This is a genomic window from Pseudomonas sp. BB438, assembly GCF_057180225.1.
In genome coordinates this window covers 1,973,210-1,994,820 of the sequence record NZ_CM170001.1, presented here as the reverse complement: position 1 = coordinate 1,994,820, position 21,611 = coordinate 1,973,210, and the positions used below count along the sequence as shown (strand labels likewise).

Here is a 21,611-nt window from a genome sequence, read left to right as displayed (position 1 = left end):
TGGCGAGTTCAGCTATGCTCGCGCGAGCGACCCCACACTCGCACAGGGCGGTTCATGTTCAAGACCATTGAATCCGAAGTACTCAAGCAAAGCGTGCCGGCCGGGATCAGGGCCGAATTTCTCCAGCATGACTTCGAACGACTCCACGCTTTCTGCCTGTTGGTATTCAGCGTCAGCATCGCCATGTGGCTGCTGTTCGATCTGATCGTCAGCTTCCAGGCCGGCCAGGGTTTCACCTGGATTTCGGTAGCCTTCCTCGGTGCGTTCTTCGTCATCACGGTCGTGACGACCTTCGTGCGCAAGGCAGTGCATTTCTACTGGCTCAACCTGGCTTTCGTCTTCGTCTTCTGCCTGGGCGCCCGCCTGGTGATCGACGGCGTTCCCGAAGCTGTTCGCCAGACCTGGCTGGTGATCGCCGCGGCAACCGTCCTCTACAGCGCAACCGCCATGCCGCTCAACAACCCCGCCTTCTACTCGGTCATGGCGGTGACCTGGGTCTTCCTCAATCCCCTGCTCGGCGATGTACCGGATTTCGACGCGCGCCGCAGTCTGCTGGTCTGCTACCCACTGTTCATCAGCGCATTGTCGATCTACATCTTCAATCACCTGAGCAAGGCCAAGCTCTATAACTACGCCATGGCCCGTCTGCTGATGGATCAGGCCTACCTCGACGTGCTCACCGGTATCCCCAACCGCCGCTCCTTCATGACCCGCGTCGGCCAGCGCCTGCCCGAGGACGGCGAGCAGCGCTACCTGGTGATGATCGACATCGATCACTTCAAACGGGTCAACGACACCTACGGGCATGATATCGGCGATGAGGTACTGACCCGCGTCGCGCGCGCCATCAAGCAGGAAATGCAGGACTTCGAATTCGCCCGCCTCGGCGGCGAGGAGTTCGGCCTTTACCTCTGGGGCATCAGCGTGGAGGATGCGCAATCGCGGGTGGAGCAATTGCGCAAGGTCACCGCCGAACTGCCCGGCACACCCAACGTCACCATCAGCATGGGTCTGGCCCATCTCGCTGCCGACGGAACCTTGAGCCAGGCGCTGATCAAGGCCGACCAGGCGCTGTACGACGCCAAGCACAATGGCCGCAACCGGGTGACCTATTCGCCCTGAGCCACACCCGGACACGAAAAAGGCCCGCTGATGCGGGCCTTTTCGTGCTGGTGTCCCGGAGAGGGGTCGAACCTCCAACCTTCCCCTTAGGAGGGGGACGCTCTATCCAATTGAGCTACCGGGACAATCGGGTCGGCATGTTAACCATCGACAAGCGATTTGTCATGCCGCCGCCACCGGCGCAGTCCATAATTTCGCCGTCAGCCGGAGAAACGACATGACCACAGACGACAGCGCCCTGCCCGACTCCCCCTTCGCTACCTTCGATGTGCGCGTCGCCACGGCTGATGATGCGGGCGCCCTCGCTCCGCTGCTGCAGCAACTGGGGGCGCGCGATCCGTTGCCCGACGCTGCGCTGCTAGCCCTCGCCCTGAGCAACCAGCAGCCATCGCGGGTGACGCTGATCGCGGAACGCGACAGCGTGTTGCTCGGTACCTGCACTCTGCACCTGATCGAGCACATTGCCCACGGCTTCGCCCGCTCGGCGATCCTCGAGGACATGGTGGTGGACGGTCGCGCACGCGGACAGGGTATCGGCCAGGCACTGATCGGCCGGGCCGTGGAATGGGCGCGTGACTGGAAGTGCTACAAGCTGGCGCTCTCCAGCCACCAGGACCGGGAAATGGCGCACCGTTTCTATGCGGCGATGGGTTTCGCACCCCATGGCGTCAGCCTGTCCCTGGCGCTGGACTGACCTCAGCTGGCCTGGGCGCCCGGCGGGGCAAGCAGGTCCAGCAGGCGGCCAACCGTGACATCCAGGGAGACCGAGTTGTCCAGCACCACCAGCGGCCCGGGCAGGCCATCGGCAAAATGCGCATTGCGCGCCAGGCGCGCTTCGATCTCCGACGGCGTCTCCCGACCGCGCTTGAGCAGGCGCTGGCGCAGCACATCCGTATCGACCTTCAGCAACACCGCAATCAGTTGCGGATAGCGGCGGCGCGCCTCGGGCAGGTACTTGCGTGAACCGTTGACCAGCACATCGTGGCCGGCGGCGAGCCAATCGTCGATCTCGCGAGGAATGCCGTAATGCAGACCATTGGCCTGCCAGCTCATGGCGAAAGCCCCGGAACGCTCCAGGTGGACAAATTGGTCGACGCCCACCGGATGGGCGTCTTCCCCTTGCGCCTCGGCGGAGCGGGTGATGACGCGCCGGACGATTCGGCAATCCATCGCGGCAAGAGGCGCGCTGGCGGCCTGCAATACGCTGTCCTTGCCGGAACCCGACGGGCCCATCAGGTATATCAGTCTGCCTGGGGTCATAAGACTCTCGGTACGTCGGCGGCTCGACGCTACTTCATTTCTGATCCGCGGGGCGGATAATACTCCGCCCCTTGTGCGATATCAGTGAAAACACGATATCGATGCCCCGTGGAGCCGATCCTCTCTGACTCGCCGTGATTCGCTGTGCAATCATTGCAGCCCGCGACGAAATGCCCTCGACCAACTGCCCAACGGCAGGCAGGCGTACAGCACCTATCGACTACGCTGACGGATATGGGCGCATCGCCAGCTTTCCCTCTAACTCCCATCCAAAGAAGGGTCTGCCTAGGCGGTCTCATTTCGGACGATTGGTGCTGGCATTTAGCCTTCACCCGAGACACAATATGCCGAAGGTTTGACGTCAAGTTATTGGATTATTTTTCAAAAGCTTTGACGACGCGCTGAACGGCCACTGGAAATCGCTGTCAAAGGGCCTGAACCAACGCTGACCCATGGCATCGGCCTCCCTGACTTACAGGTTTAAAGTATGCGCCCATTGAAACAGGCAACCCCCACCTACTCCAGCCGTACCGCTGACAAGTTTGTCGTACGTCTGCCCGAAGGCATGCGTGAGCGTATCGCCGACGTCGCTCGCAGCCACCACCGCAGCATGAACTCCGAGATCATCGCGCGTCTCGAACAGAGCCTGCTGCAGGAAGGTGCCCTGCAGGACAACCTGGGCATCCGCCTGGACAGCCCGGAGCTCAGCCTGCACGAACGCGAACTGCTGCAGCGCTTCCGCCAGTTGACCCATCGTCAGCAGAACGCGCTGATCGCCCTGATCGCGCACGATGCCGAGATGGCACAGAACGACGCCTGAGTCGTTTGCTACCCCCGAAACAGCCGGCCTCGAGCCGGCTTTTTCATGCCTGTGATTCCCGGATCCGAGGCACAAAAAAGCCGCCCCGCGGGCGGCCTTTCGACGGAGCAGGCATTACATCAGGAACAGCGTGGCCAGTCCGAGGAAGATGAAGAAGCCACCGCTGTCGGTCATCGCGGTGATCATCACACTGGAGCCCATGGCCGGATCACGCCCCAGGCGTAGCAGGGTCATCGGGATCAGCACGCCCATCAACGCGGCCAGCAGCAGGTTCAGCGTCATGGCGCCGGTCATTACCGCACCCAGCTCCCAGTTGCCATACAGATAGAAAGCGACCAGGCCGATCACCCCACCCCAGACCAGGCCGTTGACCAATGCCACACCCAGCTCCTTGCGCAGCAGACGATTGGCACTGCTGGTCTGGATCTGGTCCAGGGCCATGGCGCGGACGATCATGGTGATGGTCTGGTTGCCGGAGTTGCCGCCGATGCCGGCTACGATGGGCATCAGTGCGGCAAGCGCCACCAGCTTCTCGATGGAGCCTTCGAACAGGCCGATCACCCGCGAGGCGATAAAGGCGGTGACCAGATTGGTGGCCAGCCAGGCCCAGCGGTTGCCAACCGATTTCCAGACCGAGGCGAAGATGTCTTCCTCCTCGCGCAGACCAGCCATGTTCAGGACTTCGCTTTCACTTTCCTCACGGATCAGGTCGACCATCTCGTCGATGGTCAGACGGCCGATCAGCTTGCCGTTCTTGTCCACCACGGGGGCGGAAATCAGGTCGTAGCGCTCGAACGCCTGGGCAGCGTCGTAGCCATCCTCGTCGGGGCTGAAGGTTACCGGATCGGTGGCCATGACTTCCGCCACGTCCTTGTCCGGATCGTTCACCAGCAGGCGCTTGATCGGCAGCACGCCCTTGAGCACCCCGTCGTAGTCGACGACGAAGAGCTTGTCCGTATGCCCGGGCAGTTCCTTCAGGCGACGCAGGTAACGCAACACCACTTCCAGGCTGACGTCATCGCGGATGGTGACCATCTCGAAGTCCATCAACGCGCCGACCTGGTCTTCCTCGTAGGACAGCGCCGAACGCACGCGCTCGCGCTGCTGGGCATCGAGGGTTTCCATGAGCTCGTGGACCACATCGCGCGGCAGTTCCGGTGCGAGGTCGGCGAGTTCGTCGGCGTCCATGTCCTTGGCCGCAGCAAGGATCTCGTGATCGTCCATGTCGGCGATCAGGGTTTCCCGCACGGAGTCGGATACTTCGAGGAGGATGTCGCCGTCGCGCTCGGCCTTGACCAGTTGCCAGACCGTCAGGCGGTCATCCAGAGGCAGCGATTCGAGGATGTGGGCGATGTCGGCCGGGTGCAGTTCCTCCAGCTTGCGCTGGAGTTCCGCCAGGTTCTGGCGGTGCACGAGGTTTTCGACGAGGTCATGATGCTGGCCTTCCTGACGGTGCGTCAGGTCTTCCACCAGCTTGTGCTTGTGCAGCAGGTCGACCACCTGGTTGAGGCGGTCCTGCAGGCTTTCCTGCGGCTTCTTGGCTTCTACTTCGGTCATAGCACGCTCCACCCCCAGTGGCAGAACGGGCCAGAGGGGATCAATACATCAGGTCGTGTGTACGCAATCGGGGTTCTGAGTAACTACTGGGTAAGTCCATGGTGGTGTCCCATGCGCCCATCGAGGGCAGATGCGGGAAATGATAACACTCCGGGGTGTAATAGGCGTTACAAAATGGCGGCTAGAACAATCGCTTGCAGGCGAAAGTTCACTGCCGAATCACTGCCCGGTTCGACGCCCGAAAGCTCCCACAGGACACCCGGCTACGCCTGACAATCTCCCCGCCTAGGCTGCACGCAGGCCCGCCATCACGGAGGAACCCATGCGCCTGCCTGCCCTGCTCTGCATTCTCCTGGTGCCACTGGTACCGACCAGCGAAGCCGCCTCGGTGTTCCGCTGCACGGCCGCCGACGGCAGCGTGCTGTTCAGTCAGTATGGCTGCCCCGTGGAACGTCAGCAGGAAATCCAGGAAGCGCACAATCCGCCCCCAGGAAGCGGCGAACCGGTACCAATGGCGACGCCGAAGGAATCGACACCACGACGGCCACTCGCGCACCGCAAAGACCAAGGCAAGGAGGCCGAGCGAGCATCTGTCGTGGTCGTGGGTGAACAGCAGAACGGCTGCGGCAACCGCGTTACCGGCAATGCGCGGCGCAAGGCGATCATCGAGGGACGGATCAGGACGGGCATGACCCGCAGCGACGTAGAGAGCGCACTGGGAAGGCCCGACCGGGTCAGCCAGCACAACGAGACGCTGCGCTATCACTATGAGGCGGACCGGAAGCACGGCGCGCGAACCGTGACCTTCGATGAGGACGGCTGCGTGATGGGCAAGGCGAAGCGATGAGCACGGGGATTTTTCGAAGGCAAATAAAAAGGGCCTGCATTTCTGCAGGCCCTTTCGGTATATGGCGCACTCAGGAGGATTCGAACCTCCGACCGCTCGGTTCGTAGCCGAGTACTCTATCCAGCTGAGCTATGAGTGCGTCGTTGGCGAAGTTTAACCAGATTCACCAACTGGTTGCAGCTATTGGCTTTTCAGCCCTTTCGCCACTGAAGCCCCGCTTTCGCGTTGCCTCTTGTATGGCGCACTCAGGAGGATTCGAACCTCCGACCGCTCGGTTCGTAGCCGAGTACTCTATCCAGCTGAGCTATGAGTGCGCTGATGAGGGCGCAAATTCTAGTGAGATTTTTCTGACTTGTCAACAAGTTTTTTCAATCTTTTCAGTCACTTACGTAACCGGACAACCCATCACACCAGAGGATGCAATGGCGGAGAGGGGGGGATTCGAACCCCCGACACCCTTTTGAGGTGTACTCCCTTAGCAGGGGAGCGCCTTCGGCCACTCGGCCACCTCTCCGCAACACGGGGCGCATGATATCCATGTTTTCCCCGTTTGCAAAGAAAAATTTTAGAAAAATTAATGGTTTGGTTCTTGGTCTTTCTCTTTCTGGATGCGCTGGTAGATTTCCTCACGGTGCACAGCAACTTCCTTCGGCGCATTCACACCGATACGCACCTGGTTCCCTTTGACGCCCAGTACAGTCACGGTGACGTCATCACCGACCATCAGGGTCTCTCCGACCCGGCGAGTCAGAATCAGCATTCCTTTCTCCTTACGTGTTACGGGATAAGCAGTCTGCAAAAAAGAAATGGTGGCAGATTCGCATAGATCAAGGGCACGAATCCTTCACCCAAGTATTGACCAGTCCTGCCGGAAAGAAAGTTCCTGTCAGGCAGTCAAAAACGACAAAAGGCGCGGGGTAGCCGCGCCTTTCGGTATATCTCCCCTTACTCGCCCTGTCGGGCCGGGGCGTCGAGTTCGAAAGCGGTGTGCAGCGCACGGACCGCCAACTCGAGATACTTCTCTTCGATGACCACCGACACCTTGATTTCCGAGGTGGAGATCATCTGGATGTTGATGGTTTCCTTGGCCAGGGCTTCGAACATGCGACTGGCAACACCGGCGTGGGAGCGCATGCCGACACCGACGATCGACACCTTGGCGATGTTGGTGTCGCCAGTTGCTTCACGCGCACCAATGGTGGTGGCGGTCTGCTTGAGGATTTCCAGGGCGGCCTGATAGTCGTTGCGGTGCACGGTGAAGGTGAAGTCGGTGGTGTTATCGTGCGCGACGTTCTGCACGATCATGTCGACTTCTACATTGGCGGCACTGATCGGGCCGAGAATCTTGAAAGCAACGCCGGGGGTATCCGGTACGCCACGGATGGTCAGCTTGGCTTCGTCGCGATTGAAGGCGATGCCGGAGATGATCGGCTGTTCCATGGATTCCTCTTCATCAAGGGTAATGAGGGTGCCCGGACCCTCCTGGAAGCTGTGCAGCACGCGCAGCGGGACGTTGTACTTGCCGGCGAACTCCACCGAACGGATCTGCAGCACCTTGGAACCGAGGCTGGCCATTTCCAGCATCTCTTCGAAGGTGATCTTGTCCAGGCGGCGCGCCTGCGGCACCACGCGCGGATCGGTGGTGTAGACGCCATCGACGTCAGTGTAGATCTGGCACTCGTCAGCTTTCAGCGCCGCAGCCAGGGCCACGCCCGTGGTGTCGGAGCCGCCGCGGCCGAGAGTGGTGATGTTGCCCTGCTCGTCCACCCCCTGGAAGCCTGCGACCACGACCACACGACCTGCCTTCAGGTCCGCACGGATATTGGCATCGTCGATGCTCAGGATACGCGCCTTGGTGTGGGAGCTGTCGGTCAGGATACGAACCTGGTTGCCGGTGTAGGATACCGCCGGCACGCCGCGCTTCATCAGCGCCATGCTCAGCAGGGCAATGGTCACCTGCTCGCCGGTGGAGACCATCACGTCCAGCTCGCGCGGGATCGGTTGGTCCATGATCTGTTTTGCCAGACCAATCAGGCGGTTGGTCTCCCCGCTCATGGCGGACACCACTACGACGATGTCGTCGCCCGCTTCACGGAATTTCTTCACCTTCTCAGCTACCTGCTCGATTCTCTCGACGGTGCCGACGGAGGTCCCTCCAAACTTCTGTACGATCAAAGCCATTTCAAAAGCCGCCTGATTCCTGAAGGGCGCCCATTAAACATGCATCACCGCATGCTGCCAAGGCCCGCCGGACGCGCTGCGGGCCCCGTATTTCAGGGCCTTTAGAGGCCCTGTTCGACAAACTTGACTGCCAGCGCCAGAGCTTCGTCCAGCTTGCCGGCATCCACACCACCACCCTGGGCCATGTCCGGGCGACCACCGCCTTTCCCACCCACGGCCGCAGCGGCCTGCTTCATCAGATCGCCAGCCTTGAGCTGGGCGGTCAGGCCCTGGGTCACGCCGGCGACCAGCACGACCTTCTCTTCGAACACGCCACCCAGCAGGATGACCCCGCTGCCCAGCTTGTTCTTCAGTTGGTCGACCAGCGCCAGCAGCGCCTTGCCGTCCAGACCGTCGAGACGCGACGACAGCACCTTCACGCCACCGACGTCCACGGCGGAGCCCGCCAGGTCGTCCCCGGCAGCGCTGGCGGCCTTGGCCTTGAGCTGCTCCAGCTCCTTTTCCAGCTGACGGTTGCGCTCGATCAGGCCGGAGAGCTTGTCCAGCAGGTTGTCACGACTGCCCTTGACCAGGCCGGCCGCTTCCTTGAGCTGCTCCTCCGCACCATTGAGATAGGCCAGCGCAGCACCGCCGGTAACCGCTTCGATACGGCGCACGCCGGAAGCCACGCCGCCTTCGCTGGTGATCTTGAACAGGCCGATGTCGCCGGTGCGGGATACGTGGGTGCCGCCACACAGTTCGACGGAGAACTGGCCGCCCATGCTCAGCACGCGCACCTGATCGCCGTACTTCTCGCCGAACAGCGCCATGGCGCCCTTGTTCTTGGCGGACTCGATGTCGGTCTCTTCGGTCTCAACCTCGGAGTTCTTGCGGATCTCGGTATTGACGATGTCTTCCAGTTGCTTCAGTTGCTCGGGCTTGATCGCCTCGAAGTGGCTGAAGTCGAAGCGCAGGCGCTGGCTATCGACCAGCGAGCCCTTCTGCTGGACGTGATCGCCCAGTACCTGGCGCAGCGCAGCGTGCAGCAGGTGGGTAGCGGAGTGGTTCAGCGCGGTGGCCTGGCGCACGGAAGCGTCGACCTCGGCCTTCACGGCAGCACCAACAGTCAGGCTGCCCTGGGCAACCACGCCGTGGTGCAGGTGAGCGCCGCCAGCCTTGGTGGTGTCGCGCACATCGAAACGCACACCCGCCGCTTCGAGGTAACCGCTGTCGCCCACCTGGCCGCCGGACTCGGCGTAGAAGGGAGTCTGGTCGAGGACGACCACGCCCTCCTCGCCTTCGCCCAGTTGCTCGACGGCCTTGCCGTCCTTGAACAGGGCAATGATCTGGCCGGCGCCGGAAACGCCCTGGTAGCCGAGGAAGCGGGTGTCACCATCCACTTTCACCAGGCTGTTGTAGTCCATGCCGAAGGCGCTGGCGGAACGGGCGCGCTCACGCTGGGCCTCCATCTCGCGCTCGAAGCCTTCCTCGTCGAGGGTCAGGCTGCGTTCGCGGGCGATGTCGTTGGTCAGGTCGACCGGGAAGCCGTAGGTGTCGTAGAGCTTGAACACCACATTGCCGGGAATGACGCTACCCTTGAGCTCGGCCAGGTCCTGCTCGAGGATCTTCAGGCCCTGTTCCAGGGTCTTGGCGAACTGTTCTTCCTCGGTCTTCAGCACGCGCTCGATGTGCGCCTGCTGCTGCTTGAGCTCGACGAAGGCCTCGCCCATCTCGCCGACCAGCGCGGCAACGATCTTGTGGAAGAAGGTGCCCTTGGCGCCCAGCTTGTTACCGTGGCGGCAGGCGCGACGGATGATGCGGCGCAGCACGTAGCCACGGCCTTCGTTCGACGGCAGCACGCCGTCGGCGATCAGGAAGCCGCAGGAACGGATGTGGTCGGCCACCACTTTCAGCGACGGTGCGTCGTCGTTGGCGCAGCCGATGGCGTCGGCGGACGCCTTCAGCAGGCTCTGGAACAGGTCGATCTCGTAGTTCGAGTGGACGTGCTGCAGCACGGCGCTGATGCGCTCCAGGCCCATGCCGGTGTCCACGCTCGGCGCCGGCAGCGGGTGCATGACGCCGTCCGCGGTGCGGTTGAACTGCATGAAGACGTTGTTCCAGATCTCGATGTAGCGGTCGCCGTCCTCTTCCGGCGAACCGGGCGGGCCGCCCCAGATGTCGGCGCCGTGGTCGAAGAAAATCTCGGTGCACGGACCGCACGGGCCGGTATCGCCCATCGCCCAGAAGTTGTCCGACGCATAGGGCGCGCCCTTGTTGTCGCCGATGCGGACCATGCGCTCGGCGGGAATGCCGACTTCCTGGGTCCAGATGTCGTACGCCTCGTCATCGCTGGCGTAGACGGTGACCCAGAGCTTTTCCTTGGGCAGGTTCAGCCACTTGTCCGAGGTCAGGAATTCCCAGGCGTAGGTGATGGCGTCGCGCTTGAAATAGTCGCCGAAGCTGAAGTTGCCCAGCATTTCGAAGAAGGTGTGGTGACGCGCGGTGTACCCGACGTTTTCCAGGTCGTTGTGCTTGCCGCCGGCACGCACGCATTTCTGGCTGGTGGTGGCGCGGGTGTAGGCGCGCTTTTCCAGGCCCAGGAAGCAGTCCTTGAACTGGTTCATGCCTGCGTTGGTGAACAGCAGGGTCGGGTCGTTCGCGGGGATCAGCGAACTGGACGCTACGCGGGTGTGCCCCTTCTCTTCGAAGAAGCGGAGGAAGGCTTCACGGATTTCAGCGCTTTTCATAGGTTCTTCCACGGAAAAATGCGGCCACGAATCGCCGGCAAAGGGCCGCATTATATCGGCCCCGCATCAAGGTTGTAGTGTCTTTGCGCGATAGTTAACCCCTATCGCGCAATAATTTCTGTCAGGAACGACGAAAGGCGGCAAAAGCTTCGACGATATGCGGGATATCAGCGCTTTTCACATCGAGGTGGGTCACCAGACGCAGGCGTGCCGCCGGGCTGACGCGAATGCCGCGTTCAGCCAGGTGCTCGCCCAGCGCACCGGCCTGCTCACCGATGCCGACGTAGACCATGTTGGTCTGCACCGGCTCGATGGCGTAGCCCAGTTCCGCCAGGCCACGACCCAGCGCTTCGGCATGGGCGTGGTCTTCGGCGAGACGTTCGACCTGGTGGTCCAGCGCATGCAGGGCAGCCGCTGCCAGGCCGCCTGCCTGGCGCATACCGCCGCCGACCATCTTGCGCAGGCGCCGCGCCCGGCCGATCAGCTCGGCATCGCCACAGAGCACCGAGCCCACCGGCGCACCGAGGCCCTTGGACAGGCACACCGAGACGGAATCGAAGTGGCGGGTGATCTCGCGGGCGTCCACGCCCAGTTTCACCGCTGCGTTGTACAGGCGGGCGCCGTCCAGGTGCAGCGCCAGGCCGCGGCGGCGGGTCATTTCCCGCGCGGCGGCCAGGTAGGCCAGCGGCAGGACCTTGCCCTGCATGGTGTTTTCCAGCGCCAGCAGGCGGGTGCGGGCGAAGTGGAAATCGTCCTGCTTGATCGCCGCCTCGACCCTGGCCAGGTCCAGCGAGCCGTCGGCCTCGCCATCGATAGGCTGCGGCTGGATCGAGCCCAGCACAGCGGCGCCACCGCCTTCATATTTATAGGTGTGCGCCTGCTGGCCGACGATGTACTCGTCGCCTCGCCCGCAATGGGCCATCAGCCCGAGCAGGTTGCTCATGGTGCCGGTGGGCACGAACAGTGCGGCGCCGAAGCCCAGGCGTTCGGCGAGGGTCGCTTCCAGGCGGTTCACCGTCGGGTCTTCGCCATAGACATCATCGCCCAGCTCGGCCCGCGCCATCGCCTCGCGCATACCGGCGGTGGGCAGGGTCACGGTGTCACTGCGAAGGTCGATGATGGACATGGCAAGGCTCCTCGGGCATCAGGCGGAAAGGCCCGATGCTAAGCGCTCGCCGGAGGGGAAACAAGGCGCGCGATGGCCGCGCGCCGGGGACATCAGAGTTCGGTGGGAACCACCAGAATGCCGGCGCGCAGGCCGTTCTTCACCCGCGGGTTGGGGAAGATGATCCGCGCGCCCTGCTCTTCCACGATCCAGCGGGTGCCGCCGATGTCCTCGGCAAGCAGGAAGCCATGGTCCAGCTCGGTGAAGTTATCCACCGCGTCATCCAGGTGCAGGCGGAAGTGGTCGCTGTGCTTGATCACTTCGCGGGAGACGGCGAACAGCTGCAGGCCGTCGATCTGCGCGCCGCCCGCTTCCTGGCCGCTGATCACGCCCTGCAGCATGGCCTCCAGGCGATCCAGGTTCACCCCCTGGTTCTGCCCGAACGGACGGGCCTTGCCCAGTTCCAGGGTGAACGCCTCAGCACCGAGGTGGCTGTAGGTGTAGGCGCTGAACGTGATGCCCGGCTTGCTTTGCAGCAGCACGGCGTCGATGCCGGCACTGCGCAGGCGCGCCAGTTCCTCGCGGGAATGCTCGCGGCCGCTGGCCCAAGGGTAGAGCGCGAACTGCTCGATCTTCGAGCCGCGGATGGCGGTGTGCAGATCATAGTGCAGGCGCGATCGCCCTTCACGGGCGAAGAACGCCGCGGCCAGACGCTCCAGCTCTGCCGCGCGCAGGGCCTCGTTGCCGCTGCCCTCCTCGTGGCGACCGCAGAACAGGCGGTTGATGTCCTGTTCCAGATAACGCTCGCCGCGGCGCATGGCCTCGGGATTGCCGAGCAGGAACAGCACCCGCGCCACCGGCTTCAGTTCGCCACGGGCAATGCGGTGTACCAGGTGGTCGAGCAGCTCGATGGGGGCTGTCTCGTTGCCGTGGATACCGGCCGAGAGCAGCAGGTCGCGACCATTGTCGCGCGCCACCGGCGGCGTGATTTCGAGGGCGCCTTCGGCCAGCCAGTGCAGACGAGTGCCGTCGGCGGTGAGCTGGATCTTTTCCGTCGGCTCACGACCGGCGAGGGTCAGTTCGAGCAGTTTGCCCAAAGCTAGCATGCGGACGCCTCCATCATTGCCCGCAGCCGGAGCGGCCGCGGGCTCCGCGATCAGTGGTGGTGGTCACATCCACAGTCTGGACCATGTTCATGGACTTCGGCGGCTTCCAGTTCAAGGCTCAGGCCCAACTGGTTCACCGCCTGCGGGCGCACCACCAGCAGCGGGATCTCGGCGTCGTCTTCATGGGAGTCGGCGTAGATCACCAGGCCGCCCTTGCCGTCGGCCTCCAGCCACAGCTCGCGCCCTTCCAGGCGGATGGCCAGGCGGGCGGTGTGGGTCTCACGGCGCTCGCCCTTGTTGTCTTCGAGAATCAGCGGGAGGCTTTCGGTCATGTCAGTTACTCAAATCTGCTGGAAGGGATAAACCGAGCCCAGTTTAAGGATCTGGCTCAATTCATCCAACGCCGTCCGGCACTCGACGAGCAGCTGCGGATCGGCCAGGTCGGCTTCGGCCAGGCGGTCGCGGTAGTGCTTGTCGACCCAGGTGACCAGGGTGTCGTGCAGGGTCGGGGTCATGATCACGCCCGGATTGACCGCCGCCAGCTCGGCCTCGTTCAGCGCCACGCGCAGGCGCAGGCAGGCGGGGCCGCCGCCGTTCTGCATGCTCTGCTTGAGGTCGAACACCTTCACCTCGCGGATCGGGCCATCCTCGGCGGTCAGGCGCGACAGGTAATTCCACACGCGCTCGTTCTTGCGGCACTCCTCCGGAACGATCAGCAGCATGTTGCCGTCCGCGCGAGAAAGCAGCTGGCTGTTGAACAGGTAGGACTTCACCGCGTCCTCGACCGTGACCTGGTCGCGCGGCACGCACACGGCGCGGAAGCGGCCGCCACGACGACCCAGCTTGTCGTGCAGCTCGGCCAGTACGCGCTCGGTGTCGAGGAAGGCGTCTTCGTGGTGGAACAGCACCTCGCCGTTGCCGACCGCGATCACATCGTTGTGGAACACGCCCTGGTCGATCACCGCCGGATTCTGCTGGGCATAGACCACGCCGTCATCGCTCAGGCCGTGCAGACGGGCGACCGCCTGGCAGGCTTCCAGGGTCTGCCGCGCCGGGTAGCGCTGCGGTGCGGGGAAGCGACTGTCGAAGGCGCTGCGACCGAACACGAAGAACTCGACGCCGGCTTCGTCATAGGATTTGCAGAAGCGTGTGTGGTTGGCCGCACCCTCGTCGCCGAACTGAGCGACTGCCGGCAGCGCGGCGTGGTGGGCAAAGTGTTTCTCATCGCTGAACATCGCCGCGAGGATGCGGCTGGTCTGCGGATGCTCGATGGAGCGGTGGAACTTGCAGTTCAGGTTGGCGGCGGTGAAGTGCACGCGGCCATCGGCGGTATCGGCGCCGGGGCTGACAGTAGCCGCGTTGGCGGTCCACATGCAGGACGCCGAGCTGACGGCGGCGAGCAGCGGCATGGCTTCCTTGGCGGCCTTGGCGATCACCTCGGCGTCTGTGCCGGAGAAGCCCAAGGCGCGCAGCGAGGCCACGGCCGGACGTTCCTGCGGGGCGAACACGCCCTGCTTGAAGCCCATCTCCATCAGCGCCTTCATCTTCGACAGGCCCTGCTTCGCCGCTTCGCGCGGGTTGGACGCCGCCTGGCTGTTGCTCTGCGAAGCGACGTTGCCGTAGGACAGGCCGCCGTAGTTGTGCGTCGGTCCGACCAGACCATCGAAGTTCATTTCATAGGCGGTCATCACAGGCTCACTCCCGGAGTCAGGGTTGCAGGCAGGCTCAGGCTGTCGCTTTCCAGCGAGGCGACCGGGTACGCGCAGTAGTCGGCGGCGTAGTAGGCGCTCGGGCGATGGTTGCCGGAGGCGCCGATGCCGCCGAACGGCGCGCTGCTGGCGGCGCCGGTCAGTTGTTTGTTCCAGTTGACGATGCCGGCGCGGCTCTCGATGAGGAAGTCCTCGTAGCGCTCGCGGGAATCCGACAGCAGGCCGGCGGCGAGGCCGTACTGGGTGGCGTTGGCTTCGCGCACGGCGGCGTCGAAGTCGGCATAGCGGATCACCTGCAGCAGCGGGCCGAAGAACTCTTCGTCCGGACGCTCGCTGACGGCGGTCACGTCGAGGATGCCGGGGGTCAGCAACGCGGCGGTGGCCAGCGGCTGGGTCATGGCCAGCAGCGGCTTGGCGCCCTTGGCCAGCAACTGTTCCTGGGCCTTGATCAGGTGCTGCGCGGCGGCCAGCGAGATCACCGAGCCCATGAAGGGCGCCGGCTGTTCGTCGAAGCGACCGACCGTGATGGTCGAGGCCACCGCCACCAGGCGTTCGATCAGCGCGTCGCCCCAGGCGCCCTGCGGCACCAGCAGGCGGCGGGCGCAGGTGCAGCGCTGGCCGGCGGAGATGAAGGCGGATTGGATGATGGTGTAGACGGCGGCGTCCACGTCCTTCACCTGATCGACGATCAGCGGGTTGTTGCCGCCCATCTCCAGCGCCAGGATCTTCTGCGGGCGACCGCCGAACTGGCTGTGCAGCAGGTTGCCGGTACGGCTGGAGCCGGTGAAGAACAGGCCGTCGATGTCGTCGTTGCCTGCCAGCGCCACACCGGTATCGCGGGCGCCCTGCACCAGGTTGATCACGCCGGCGGGGATACCCGCCTCGATCCAGGCCTGCAGGGTCAGCTCGGCGACTTTGGGGGTCAGCTCGCTGGGTTTGAACACCACGGTATTGCCTGCCAGCAGGGCCGGCACAATGTGGCCGTTGGGCAAGTGGCCGGGGAAGTTGTAGGGACCGAATACGGCCACCACGCCATGGGGCTTGTGTCGCAGCACGGCGGTGGCATCGGCCAGCGGACCGCTCTTCTCGCCAGTACGTTCACGGAAGGCCTGGACCGAAATGGCGACCTTGTTGATCATGCTGGTCACTTCGGTGGCGGCTTCCCACAGCGGCTTGCCGGTCTCCTCGCCAATGGCGCGGGCCAGTTCCTCGGAACGGCCCTTGAGGGCTGCGGCAAAGCGTTCGAGCACGGCGATACGCTCTTCCACCGGGCGACGGGCCCAGGCAGGGAAGGTATTGCGTGCGGCGGCGACAGCGGCGGCGACCTGCTGCTGCGAGGCGGCGCGACCGGACCAGACCACGGCCTGGCTGACCGGGCACAGCGATTCCAGAGGCTCGCCTTCGCCTGCCAGCCACTGGCCGGCAATGTAGTGGGTATTCATCATCAGGCTCCCCTGACGCCGGGCGGCGTCAGTTGCGTTTTCCGGAGAGGGGCACCGCGCGGACCGAAGCCCCGGCGGACAGACGCAGGCGCTTGGCGGTCTGCGCATCGACCACCAGCGAGCCGGCGGCCAGGCGCGCCGGGGCCGCGGTGATGCGGCATTCCTCGCGCTTGCGGTTGTGGATCAGGTAGGGCTCGGCGTCGTCGCCCGGCGTGCCAATGGCCAGCACGAGGTTCTGACTGTCGGCGATGGCGCGAATCTTCTCGGTCGGCGCCTCGATGGCGGGGCCGGCGTCGAAGATGTCGACGTAACCCTGGTAGCTGAAGCCCTCGGCCTTGAGCATGGCCAGCGCCGGCTCGGTGTCCGGGTGGACCCGGCCGATCACCTCACGCGCGTCCTCGGAGAGGAAGCAGCTATAAAGGGGGAACTTGGGCATCAGCTCGGCAATGAAGGCCTTGTTGCCCACACCGGTCAGGTAGTCAGCCTGGCTGAACTCCATCTTGAAGAAATGCCGACCCAGGCTTTCCCAGAACGGCGAGTGCCCGGCAGCGTCGGACATGCCGCGCATCTCGGCAATCACCTTGTCACCGAACAGTTCGCGGAACTCGGCAATGAACAGGAAGCGCGCCTTGGACAGCAGCCGGCCGTTCAGGCCCGCGCGGTGGTCGGCATGCAGGAACAGCGAGCACAGCTCGGACTGCCCGGTGAGGTCGTTGGCCAGGAACAGCGTGGGGATCTCGCGGTGGATGCCCAGCTCCTGGGAGGCGCTGACGGTGAGGCCGACGCGGTAGTTGTACCAGGGCTCACGCAGGCCGACGGCGCCGGCCACGGCGGAGATACCCACGACCTTGCCGCTATCGTCTTCGAGGACGAACAGGTAGTCGGCGTCGGCGCGCTCGGCTTCACCACGGAAGGCCTTCTCGGCCCAGTTCACGCGGTGTTGCAGGCGCTGCTCGTTGGCCGGCAGCGTGGTGAGACCGGTGCCGGTGCTGCGCGCCAGGTCAAAGAGAGCCGGCAGGTCGGCGCTGGTTACGGGACGGACGATCATGCTCTCTCCCCTCAGATCGCAACCAGGCGCACGCTGGCGCCCTCGCCGATGCCCAGGGCATCGGCGGTTTCCTGGTTCAGGGTGACGGGCTTGCCCGGCACCCAGTCGAGTTCGGCAACGACAGCACGGAAGTCCTGCAGCTGACCATTGGTGACGAGGTAGCCGCGGTTGCCCTTGCCGCCTTCGCCGATGCGCACCGGCACCTGCCGGCTCTGCGCGATGGAGCGGATGCTGCTGGTACGCGCATGCAGTGCGGGGCCGCCGTCGAAGATGTCGACGTAGTTGTCGGACTCGAAACCGTCGCGCATCAGGATGTCGAAGGTGATCTGCGCACGCGGGTGAACCTGGCCCATGGCTTCCTGCGCGTCGTCCGGCAGCAGCGGCACGTAGATCGGGTAGTGCGGCATCAGTTCGGCGAGGAAGGTCCGGCTCTTCAGCCCGGATAGCTTCTCGGCCTCGGTGTAGTCGAGGTCGAAGAAGTTGCGCCCGATGGCGTTCCAGAACGGCGACTGGCCCTGGTCGTCGCTGTAGCCGACGATCTCCACCACCACTGCGTCGGCGAAGCGCTCCGGATGGCTGGCCATGAACAGCAGGCGGCCACGGGAGTTGAGCTCGGCGATCGGCGTGTTCACCAGGTCGCGCTCGACGTAGAAGCTGGTCAGCAGGCTGTTGCCGGTAAGGTCATGGCACAGCGACAGAACGTGGATCTTGTTGTGGATCTTCAGCTCGCGGGAAGCGTGCACGAAGGTCTCGTTGCGGAAGCTGTAGAACGGTTCGGAGAAGCCGGCCGAGGCGACGATAGCCGAGCAGCCGACCAGGCGGCCGGTCTTGCTGTCTTCGAGCACGAAGAAATAGCTTTCTTCACCGTTGAAACTCACCTCGGCGGCGAACGAAGCCTCCGAAGCGAGGATCTTCTCGCGCAGACGTTCCGCGTCATCCGGCAGCGACGTGACGCCGATCGGGCTGTCCGCGGCGAGACGCTGCACTTGCTGCAGGTCGGCCACTTGGGCGGGGCGCATCACCAGCATGGCGTCACTCCTCTAACCAGACAAAAGTTCGTGATTCTTGGTTTCTGATTCGCGGGCGCGACACAGCCTGTGCCGCGCTCATCAGGGCATTTTCGGAAACCGGCCGGGACGATCCGGCCGGTTGAGCGGCGAAGCGCGGGCCTCGCCGATTCAGCGTAGCCGGGGGATCAGCCGCGGGTCAGCTTGGCGATGGCGCGCTCGAGGCGATCCAGGCCTTCGTCGATGTCGGCGTCCGGGATCACCAGGCTGGGCGCGAAGCGCACCACGTCCGGACCGGCCTGCAGGACCATCACGCCTTCCTTCTCGGCGGCGTTGAGCACGTCCTTGGCCTTGCCCTTGAAGGCATCGTTGAGCACCGCACCGATCAGCATGCCCATGCCGCGTACCTGGGTGAAGATGCCGTACTCGGCGGCGATCTTCTCCAGGCGGACCTTGAAGCGTTCATGTTTGGCCTTCACGCCTTCGAGCACTTCCGGGGTGTTGATCACGTCGAAGGCCGCACCGGCGACGGCGCACGCCAGCGGGTTGCCGCCGTAGGTAGTGCCGTGGGTGCCGACGACCAGGTGCTCGGCGATCTTCGCGGTGGTCAGCATGGCGCCGATCGGGAAGCCGCCGCCCAGGCCCTTTGCGCTGGAGAGGATGTCCGGGTTCACGCCGTAGTACTGGTGGGCGTAGAGGTAGCCGATACGACCGAAGCCGCTCTGCACTTCATCGAAGATCAGCAGCGCGTTGTTCTCGTCGCACAGCTTGCGCACGCCTTCCAGGTAGGCCTTGTCCGCCGGCAGCACGCCGCTCTCGCCCTGCACCGGCTCGATGATCACGGCGCAGGTCTTGTCGGAGATGGCCGCCTTCAGGGCTTCCAGGTCGTTGAACGGGATGTGCGTAATGCCCTCGACCTTCGGGCCGAAACCATCGGAGTACTTGGCCTGGCCACCGACGTTGACGGTGAACAGGGTACGGCCATGGAAGCTGTTGACCATCGAGATGATCTCGTACTTCTCGGGGCCATGGACGTCGTGGGCGTAGCGACGCGCCAGCTTGAGCGCGGCCTCGTTGGCCTCGGCGCCGGAGTTGGCGAAGAACACGCGCTCGGCGAAGGTGGCGTCGATCAGCTTCTTGGCCAGGCGCAGGGCCGGCTCGTTGGTGAAGACGTTGGAGACGTGCCAGATCTTGCCGGCCTGCTCGGTCAGCGCCTGCATCAGCGCCGGATGGGTATGCCCCAGGGAGCTGACCGCGATGCCGCCAGCGAAGTCCACCAGCTCTCGGCCGCTCTGATCCCAGACTCGGGAACCCTGGCCACGCACCGGAATGAAGGCAGCCGGCGAATAGTTGGGAACCATGACCTGGTCGAAGTCGGAGCGTTGGACCTGAGCGTGCGGAGCGGACATCGGTGTTCTCCTGCCTGGTTGAGGCGGCTATCGATGAATGGATTGTAGGGACGAACAGCGGGCCGTCATTGCCGCCATGCGACAACTTCTTATAGCGCCAACCCGCGAATTGCCGAGGCTTACGGAAATGCGACAGAAAGCGTCGGGAAGGCGCAGTGTAAGGCTTGCGGCGAAGCTGGAATACGTGCGGCACGAGAAAATCTGCCGCGCTCCAACTGCCAAGCTAACACTCGCTACCTACAGATGGAAAAACCATGCTGATCAATGGAATCGAATACGGGATTCAATTCGCCTCCGACGTAAATCCACGAGACGGACTGGGACTGGAGTGCTGCATCAACAATGTGCCGATTCTGGAAATATTCCGGGACGATGAAAACAAGCGGTACGTCGTGAATCTGTTCCAGCAAGACGTTCCGCTGGAAGTTCTCGAGGCCCTCATCCCCACGGCACGGGCGGAGTTAGGCGATTTCGTACCGTAGGCCGGATCAGCCGTGCTCGGCAATCACCGGAACGGCTTCGGCAACGCCCTGCCCGCGGCGCTGGTTGCGGTCTTCGCGCGGGGTCACGCCGAAGAAGTTGCGGTAGGCGCTGGAGAAGTGCGGGCCACTGGAGAAGCCGCAGGACAGGCCGATCTGGATGATCGACTTGCTGGTCTGCATGAGCATCTGCCGCGCGCGGTTCAGGCGTAGCTCCAGGTAGTACTGGCTGGGCACGCGGGTCAGGTACTGCTTGAAGATACGCTCCAGCTGGCGGCGCGAGACGCACACATGCTGGGCGATCTCGTCGGTGGTCAGCGGCTCCTCGATGTTCGCCTCCATCAGCAGCACCGCCTGGGTGAGCTTCGGGTGGCTGGAGCCGAGACGGTTCTTCAGCGGGATGCGCTGGCGTTCGGAGCCTTCGCGGATGCGCTCCACCACCAGCTCCTCGGAGACCGCACCGGCCAGTTCGGCGCCATGGTCGCGGGACAGCACGGCCAGCAGCAGGTCCAGCACCGCCATGCCGCCACAGGCGCTCAGGCGATCACGGTCCCATTCGAACAGGTGGTTGGTGGCGATGACCTTGGGGTAACGCTCGGTGAAGTCGTCGTGCCAGCGCCAGTGCACGGCGGCGCGGTAGCCGTCGAGCAGGCCCAGCTGCGCCAGCGGGTAGATACCAGCGGACAACGCGCCGATGCTGACGCCGCTGCGCGAGAGCTGCTTGAGCGCGCTGGCCAGCGGCGCGGAGACTGCCTGCGGAACCTCGTCGGCCACCAGGAAGATGCGCTGGCACTGCTCCAGCACGCCGTTCCAGGCCTGGCCCGGCAGGCGCCAGCCATCGGCCTCGGCCACCGGCTCGGCACTCATGAACACCGGTTCGTAGAGCGCCTCGGGGTGCAGCCGGCGGGCGACCCGCAAGGCCTCCTCGGCCAGACCGAGGGTCAGCGCCCGCGTGTGCGGCCAGAGGAGGAATCCGATGCGTTGTGCGGTCATGCGGTCAGGTCACCAGGCGACTGTAACGGACAGCTTACTTCAAGCTGCCGGAAAGGAACTGCTTGAGGCGTTCGGATTGCGGATTGGCCAGGACTTCCTTCGGGCAGCCCGCCTCTTCCACCAGGCCCTTGTGCAGGAACACCAGCTGGTTGGAAACCTCGCGGGCGAAGCCCATCTCGTGGGTCACCACCACCATGGTGCGGCCTTCCTGGGCCAGGTCCTGCATCACGCGCAGGACTTCGCCGACCAGCTCGGGGTCGAGCGCCGAGGTCGGTTCGTCGAACAGCATGACTTCCGGCTCGACCGCCAGCGCACGGGCAATGGCCACGCGCTGCTGTTCACCACCGGACATGTGCGCGGGATAGGCATCCTTGCGGTGCGCCACGCCGACTTTCGCCAGGTAGTGCTCGGCCTTCTCCAGCGCTTCTTTCTTCGACACGCCCAGTACGTGGACCGGCGCCTCGATGACGTTTTCCAGGGCGCTCATGTGCGACCACAGGTTGAAGTGCTGGAACACCATCGACAGGCGCGAGCGCATGCGCTGCAACTGCTTGGCGTCGGCAGCCTTGAGCGCGCCGTCCTTGTTCGGCACGAGCTTGAGCTCTTCGCCGTTGAGCAGGATCTTGCCGGCGTGGGGCTGCTCCAGCAGGTTGATGCAGCGCAGGAAGGTACTCTTGCCCGAGCCGGAGGAGCCGATGATGCTGATCACGTCGCCCGCCTTCGCCGCCAGGGAGACGCCTTTGAGCACCTCGTGGGTGCCGTAGCGCTTGTGCAGGTCCTGGATTTCCAGTTTGTACATG

General features: G+C 64.0%; 20 protein-coding genes and 4 tRNA genes. 5 read left to right on the top strand and 19 right to left on the bottom strand.

The genetic code is table 11. The annotated features are described in order from the left end of the window. Positions 1-54 precede the first annotated feature (54 nt). The gene (locus tag AC1ZV1_RS09385) at positions 55-1,122 is read left to right on the top strand and encodes a GGDEF domain-containing protein (RefSeq protein ID WP_484296463.1); all 1,068 of its coding nucleotides are present in this window, start codon (positions 55-57) and stop codon (positions 1,120-1,122) included. A gap of 48 nt (positions 1,123-1,170) precedes the next feature. On the opposite strand, the gene AC1ZV1_RS09380 is transcribed toward AC1ZV1_RS09385, so the two are convergent. Further along, positions 1,171-1,247 (bottom strand) — tRNA-Arg (locus AC1ZV1_RS09380). A gap of 92 nt (positions 1,248-1,339) precedes the next feature. Here AC1ZV1_RS09380 and AC1ZV1_RS09375 point away from each other — a divergent pair. Next, complete coding sequence (locus tag AC1ZV1_RS09375; protein WP_484296462.1) at positions 1,340-1,816, top strand: GNAT family N-acetyltransferase; 477 nt, start codon at positions 1,340-1,342, stop codon at positions 1,814-1,816. A gap of 2 nt (positions 1,817-1,818) precedes the next feature. Here AC1ZV1_RS09375 and phnN read toward each other — a convergent pair whose 3' ends face one another. After that, positions 1,819-2,382 carry a phosphonate metabolism protein/1,5-bisphosphokinase (PRPP-forming) PhnN gene (gene phnN, locus AC1ZV1_RS09370; protein ID WP_484296461.1) on the bottom strand — a complete coding sequence of 188 codons (564 nt, stop codon included), beginning with the start codon at positions 2,380-2,382 and terminating at the stop codon, positions 1,819-1,821. Positions 2,383-2,869: 487 nt separating this feature from the next. Between phnN and amrZ the strand changes: the two genes are divergently transcribed. Next, on the top strand, positions 2,870-3,202 hold the full coding sequence (gene amrZ / locus AC1ZV1_RS09365; protein ID WP_017517196.1) for a transcriptional regulator AmrZ: 333 nt from the start codon (positions 2,870-2,872) through the stop codon (positions 3,200-3,202). A gap of 114 nt (positions 3,203-3,316) precedes the next feature. Here the strand turns inward: amrZ and mgtE are convergent, their stop codons facing one another. Continuing rightward, positions 3,317-4,759, bottom strand: coding sequence for a magnesium transporter (mgtE, locus tag AC1ZV1_RS09360; protein WP_484296460.1), 1,443 nt, complete (start codon positions 4,757-4,759; stop codon positions 3,317-3,319). A gap of 322 nt (positions 4,760-5,081) precedes the next feature. Here mgtE and bamE point away from each other — a divergent pair, with 322 nt between their 5' ends. Beyond that, positions 5,082-5,606 (top strand): outer membrane protein assembly factor BamE domain-containing protein, encoded by a 525-nt coding sequence (bamE, locus tag AC1ZV1_RS09355; protein WP_484296459.1) that lies wholly within the window; start codon positions 5,082-5,084, stop codon positions 5,604-5,606. A 62-nt stretch (positions 5,607-5,668) separates the two neighbouring features. Here the strand turns inward: bamE and AC1ZV1_RS09350 are convergent. The 14 genes from AC1ZV1_RS09350 to AC1ZV1_RS09285 form a co-directional block, all read right to left on the bottom strand. Further along, positions 5,669-5,745, bottom strand: a tRNA-Arg gene (locus tag AC1ZV1_RS09350). A gap of 98 nt (positions 5,746-5,843) precedes the next feature. Continuing rightward, positions 5,844-5,920, bottom strand: a tRNA-Arg gene (locus tag AC1ZV1_RS09345). A gap of 109 nt (positions 5,921-6,029) precedes the next feature. Beyond that, positions 6,030-6,120 (bottom strand) — tRNA-Ser (locus AC1ZV1_RS09340). 60 nt (positions 6,121-6,180) lie between these two features. Then, entirely contained in the window at positions 6,181-6,366 is a 186-nt protein-coding gene (csrA, locus tag AC1ZV1_RS09335; RefSeq protein ID WP_003085981.1) for a carbon storage regulator CsrA, read from the bottom strand. A gap of 185 nt (positions 6,367-6,551) precedes the next feature. Further along, the gene (locus AC1ZV1_RS09330) at positions 6,552-7,787 is read right to left on the bottom strand and encodes an aspartate kinase (RefSeq protein WP_081517979.1); all 1,236 of its coding nucleotides are present in this window, start codon (positions 7,785-7,787) and stop codon (positions 6,552-6,554) included. Between the two features lie 101 nt (positions 7,788-7,888). Then, the gene (gene alaS, locus AC1ZV1_RS09325) at positions 7,889-10,513 is read right to left on the bottom strand and encodes an alanine--tRNA ligase (protein WP_484296458.1); all 2,625 of its coding nucleotides are present in this window, start codon (positions 10,511-10,513) and stop codon (positions 7,889-7,891) included. Between the two features lie 121 nt (positions 10,514-10,634). After that, positions 10,635-11,639 carry a low-specificity L-threonine aldolase gene (gene ltaE, locus AC1ZV1_RS09320; RefSeq protein ID WP_484296457.1) on the bottom strand — a complete coding sequence of 335 codons (1,005 nt, stop codon included), beginning with the start codon at positions 11,637-11,639 and terminating at the stop codon, positions 10,635-10,637. Positions 11,640-11,731: 92 nt separating this feature from the next. Beyond that, entirely contained in the window at positions 11,732-12,724 is a 993-nt protein-coding gene (astE, locus tag AC1ZV1_RS09315) for a succinylglutamate desuccinylase (RefSeq protein ID WP_484296456.1), read from the bottom strand. A 50-nt stretch (positions 12,725-12,774) separates the two neighbouring features. After that, a complete protein-coding gene (locus AC1ZV1_RS09310) occupies positions 12,775-13,056 on the bottom strand; it encodes a hypothetical protein (RefSeq protein WP_054907334.1) in 282 nt (93 codons plus the stop codon). 9 nt (positions 13,057-13,065) lie between these two features. Further along, entirely contained in the window at positions 13,066-14,412 is a 1,347-nt protein-coding gene (gene astB / locus AC1ZV1_RS09305) for an N-succinylarginine dihydrolase (protein ID WP_484296455.1), read from the bottom strand. Further along, positions 14,412-15,878, bottom strand: coding sequence for a succinylglutamate-semialdehyde dehydrogenase (gene astD, locus AC1ZV1_RS09300; RefSeq protein ID WP_484296454.1), 1,467 nt, complete (start codon positions 15,876-15,878; stop codon positions 14,412-14,414). The genes astB and astD overlap by 1 nt, the downstream gene beginning before the upstream one ends. A 25-nt stretch (positions 15,879-15,903) precedes the next feature. Beyond that, positions 15,904-16,923 (bottom strand): arginine N-succinyltransferase, encoded by a 1,020-nt coding sequence (astA, locus tag AC1ZV1_RS09295; protein ID WP_484296453.1) that lies wholly within the window; start codon positions 16,921-16,923, stop codon positions 15,904-15,906. 11 nt (positions 16,924-16,934) lie between these two features. Then, positions 16,935-17,951, bottom strand: coding sequence for an arginine/ornithine succinyltransferase subunit alpha (aruF, locus tag AC1ZV1_RS09290; protein WP_484296452.1), 1,017 nt, complete (start codon positions 17,949-17,951; stop codon positions 16,935-16,937). Positions 17,952-18,118: 167 nt separating this feature from the next. Further along, positions 18,119-19,339, bottom strand: a complete 1,221-nt coding sequence (locus AC1ZV1_RS09285; protein ID WP_484296450.1) for an aspartate aminotransferase family protein — start codon at positions 19,337-19,339, stop codon at positions 18,119-18,121. A gap of 254 nt (positions 19,340-19,593) precedes the next feature. Here AC1ZV1_RS09285 and AC1ZV1_RS09280 point away from each other — a divergent pair, with 254 nt between their 5' ends. Next, entirely contained in the window at positions 19,594-19,821 is a 228-nt protein-coding gene (locus tag AC1ZV1_RS09280; RefSeq protein WP_484296449.1) for a hypothetical protein, read from the top strand. A gap of 6 nt (positions 19,822-19,827) precedes the next feature. Here the strand turns inward: AC1ZV1_RS09280 and argR are convergent, their stop codons facing one another. After that, positions 19,828-20,811 (bottom strand): transcriptional regulator ArgR, encoded by a 984-nt coding sequence (gene argR, locus AC1ZV1_RS09275; protein WP_484296448.1) that lies wholly within the window; start codon positions 20,809-20,811, stop codon positions 19,828-19,830. A gap of 34 nt (positions 20,812-20,845) precedes the next feature. Beyond that, positions 20,846-21,610, bottom strand: a complete 765-nt coding sequence (gene aotP, locus AC1ZV1_RS09270) for an arginine/ornithine transport ATP-binding protein AotP (protein WP_015476463.1) — start codon at positions 21,608-21,610, stop codon at positions 20,846-20,848. Position 21,611: the final 1 nt, after the last annotated feature.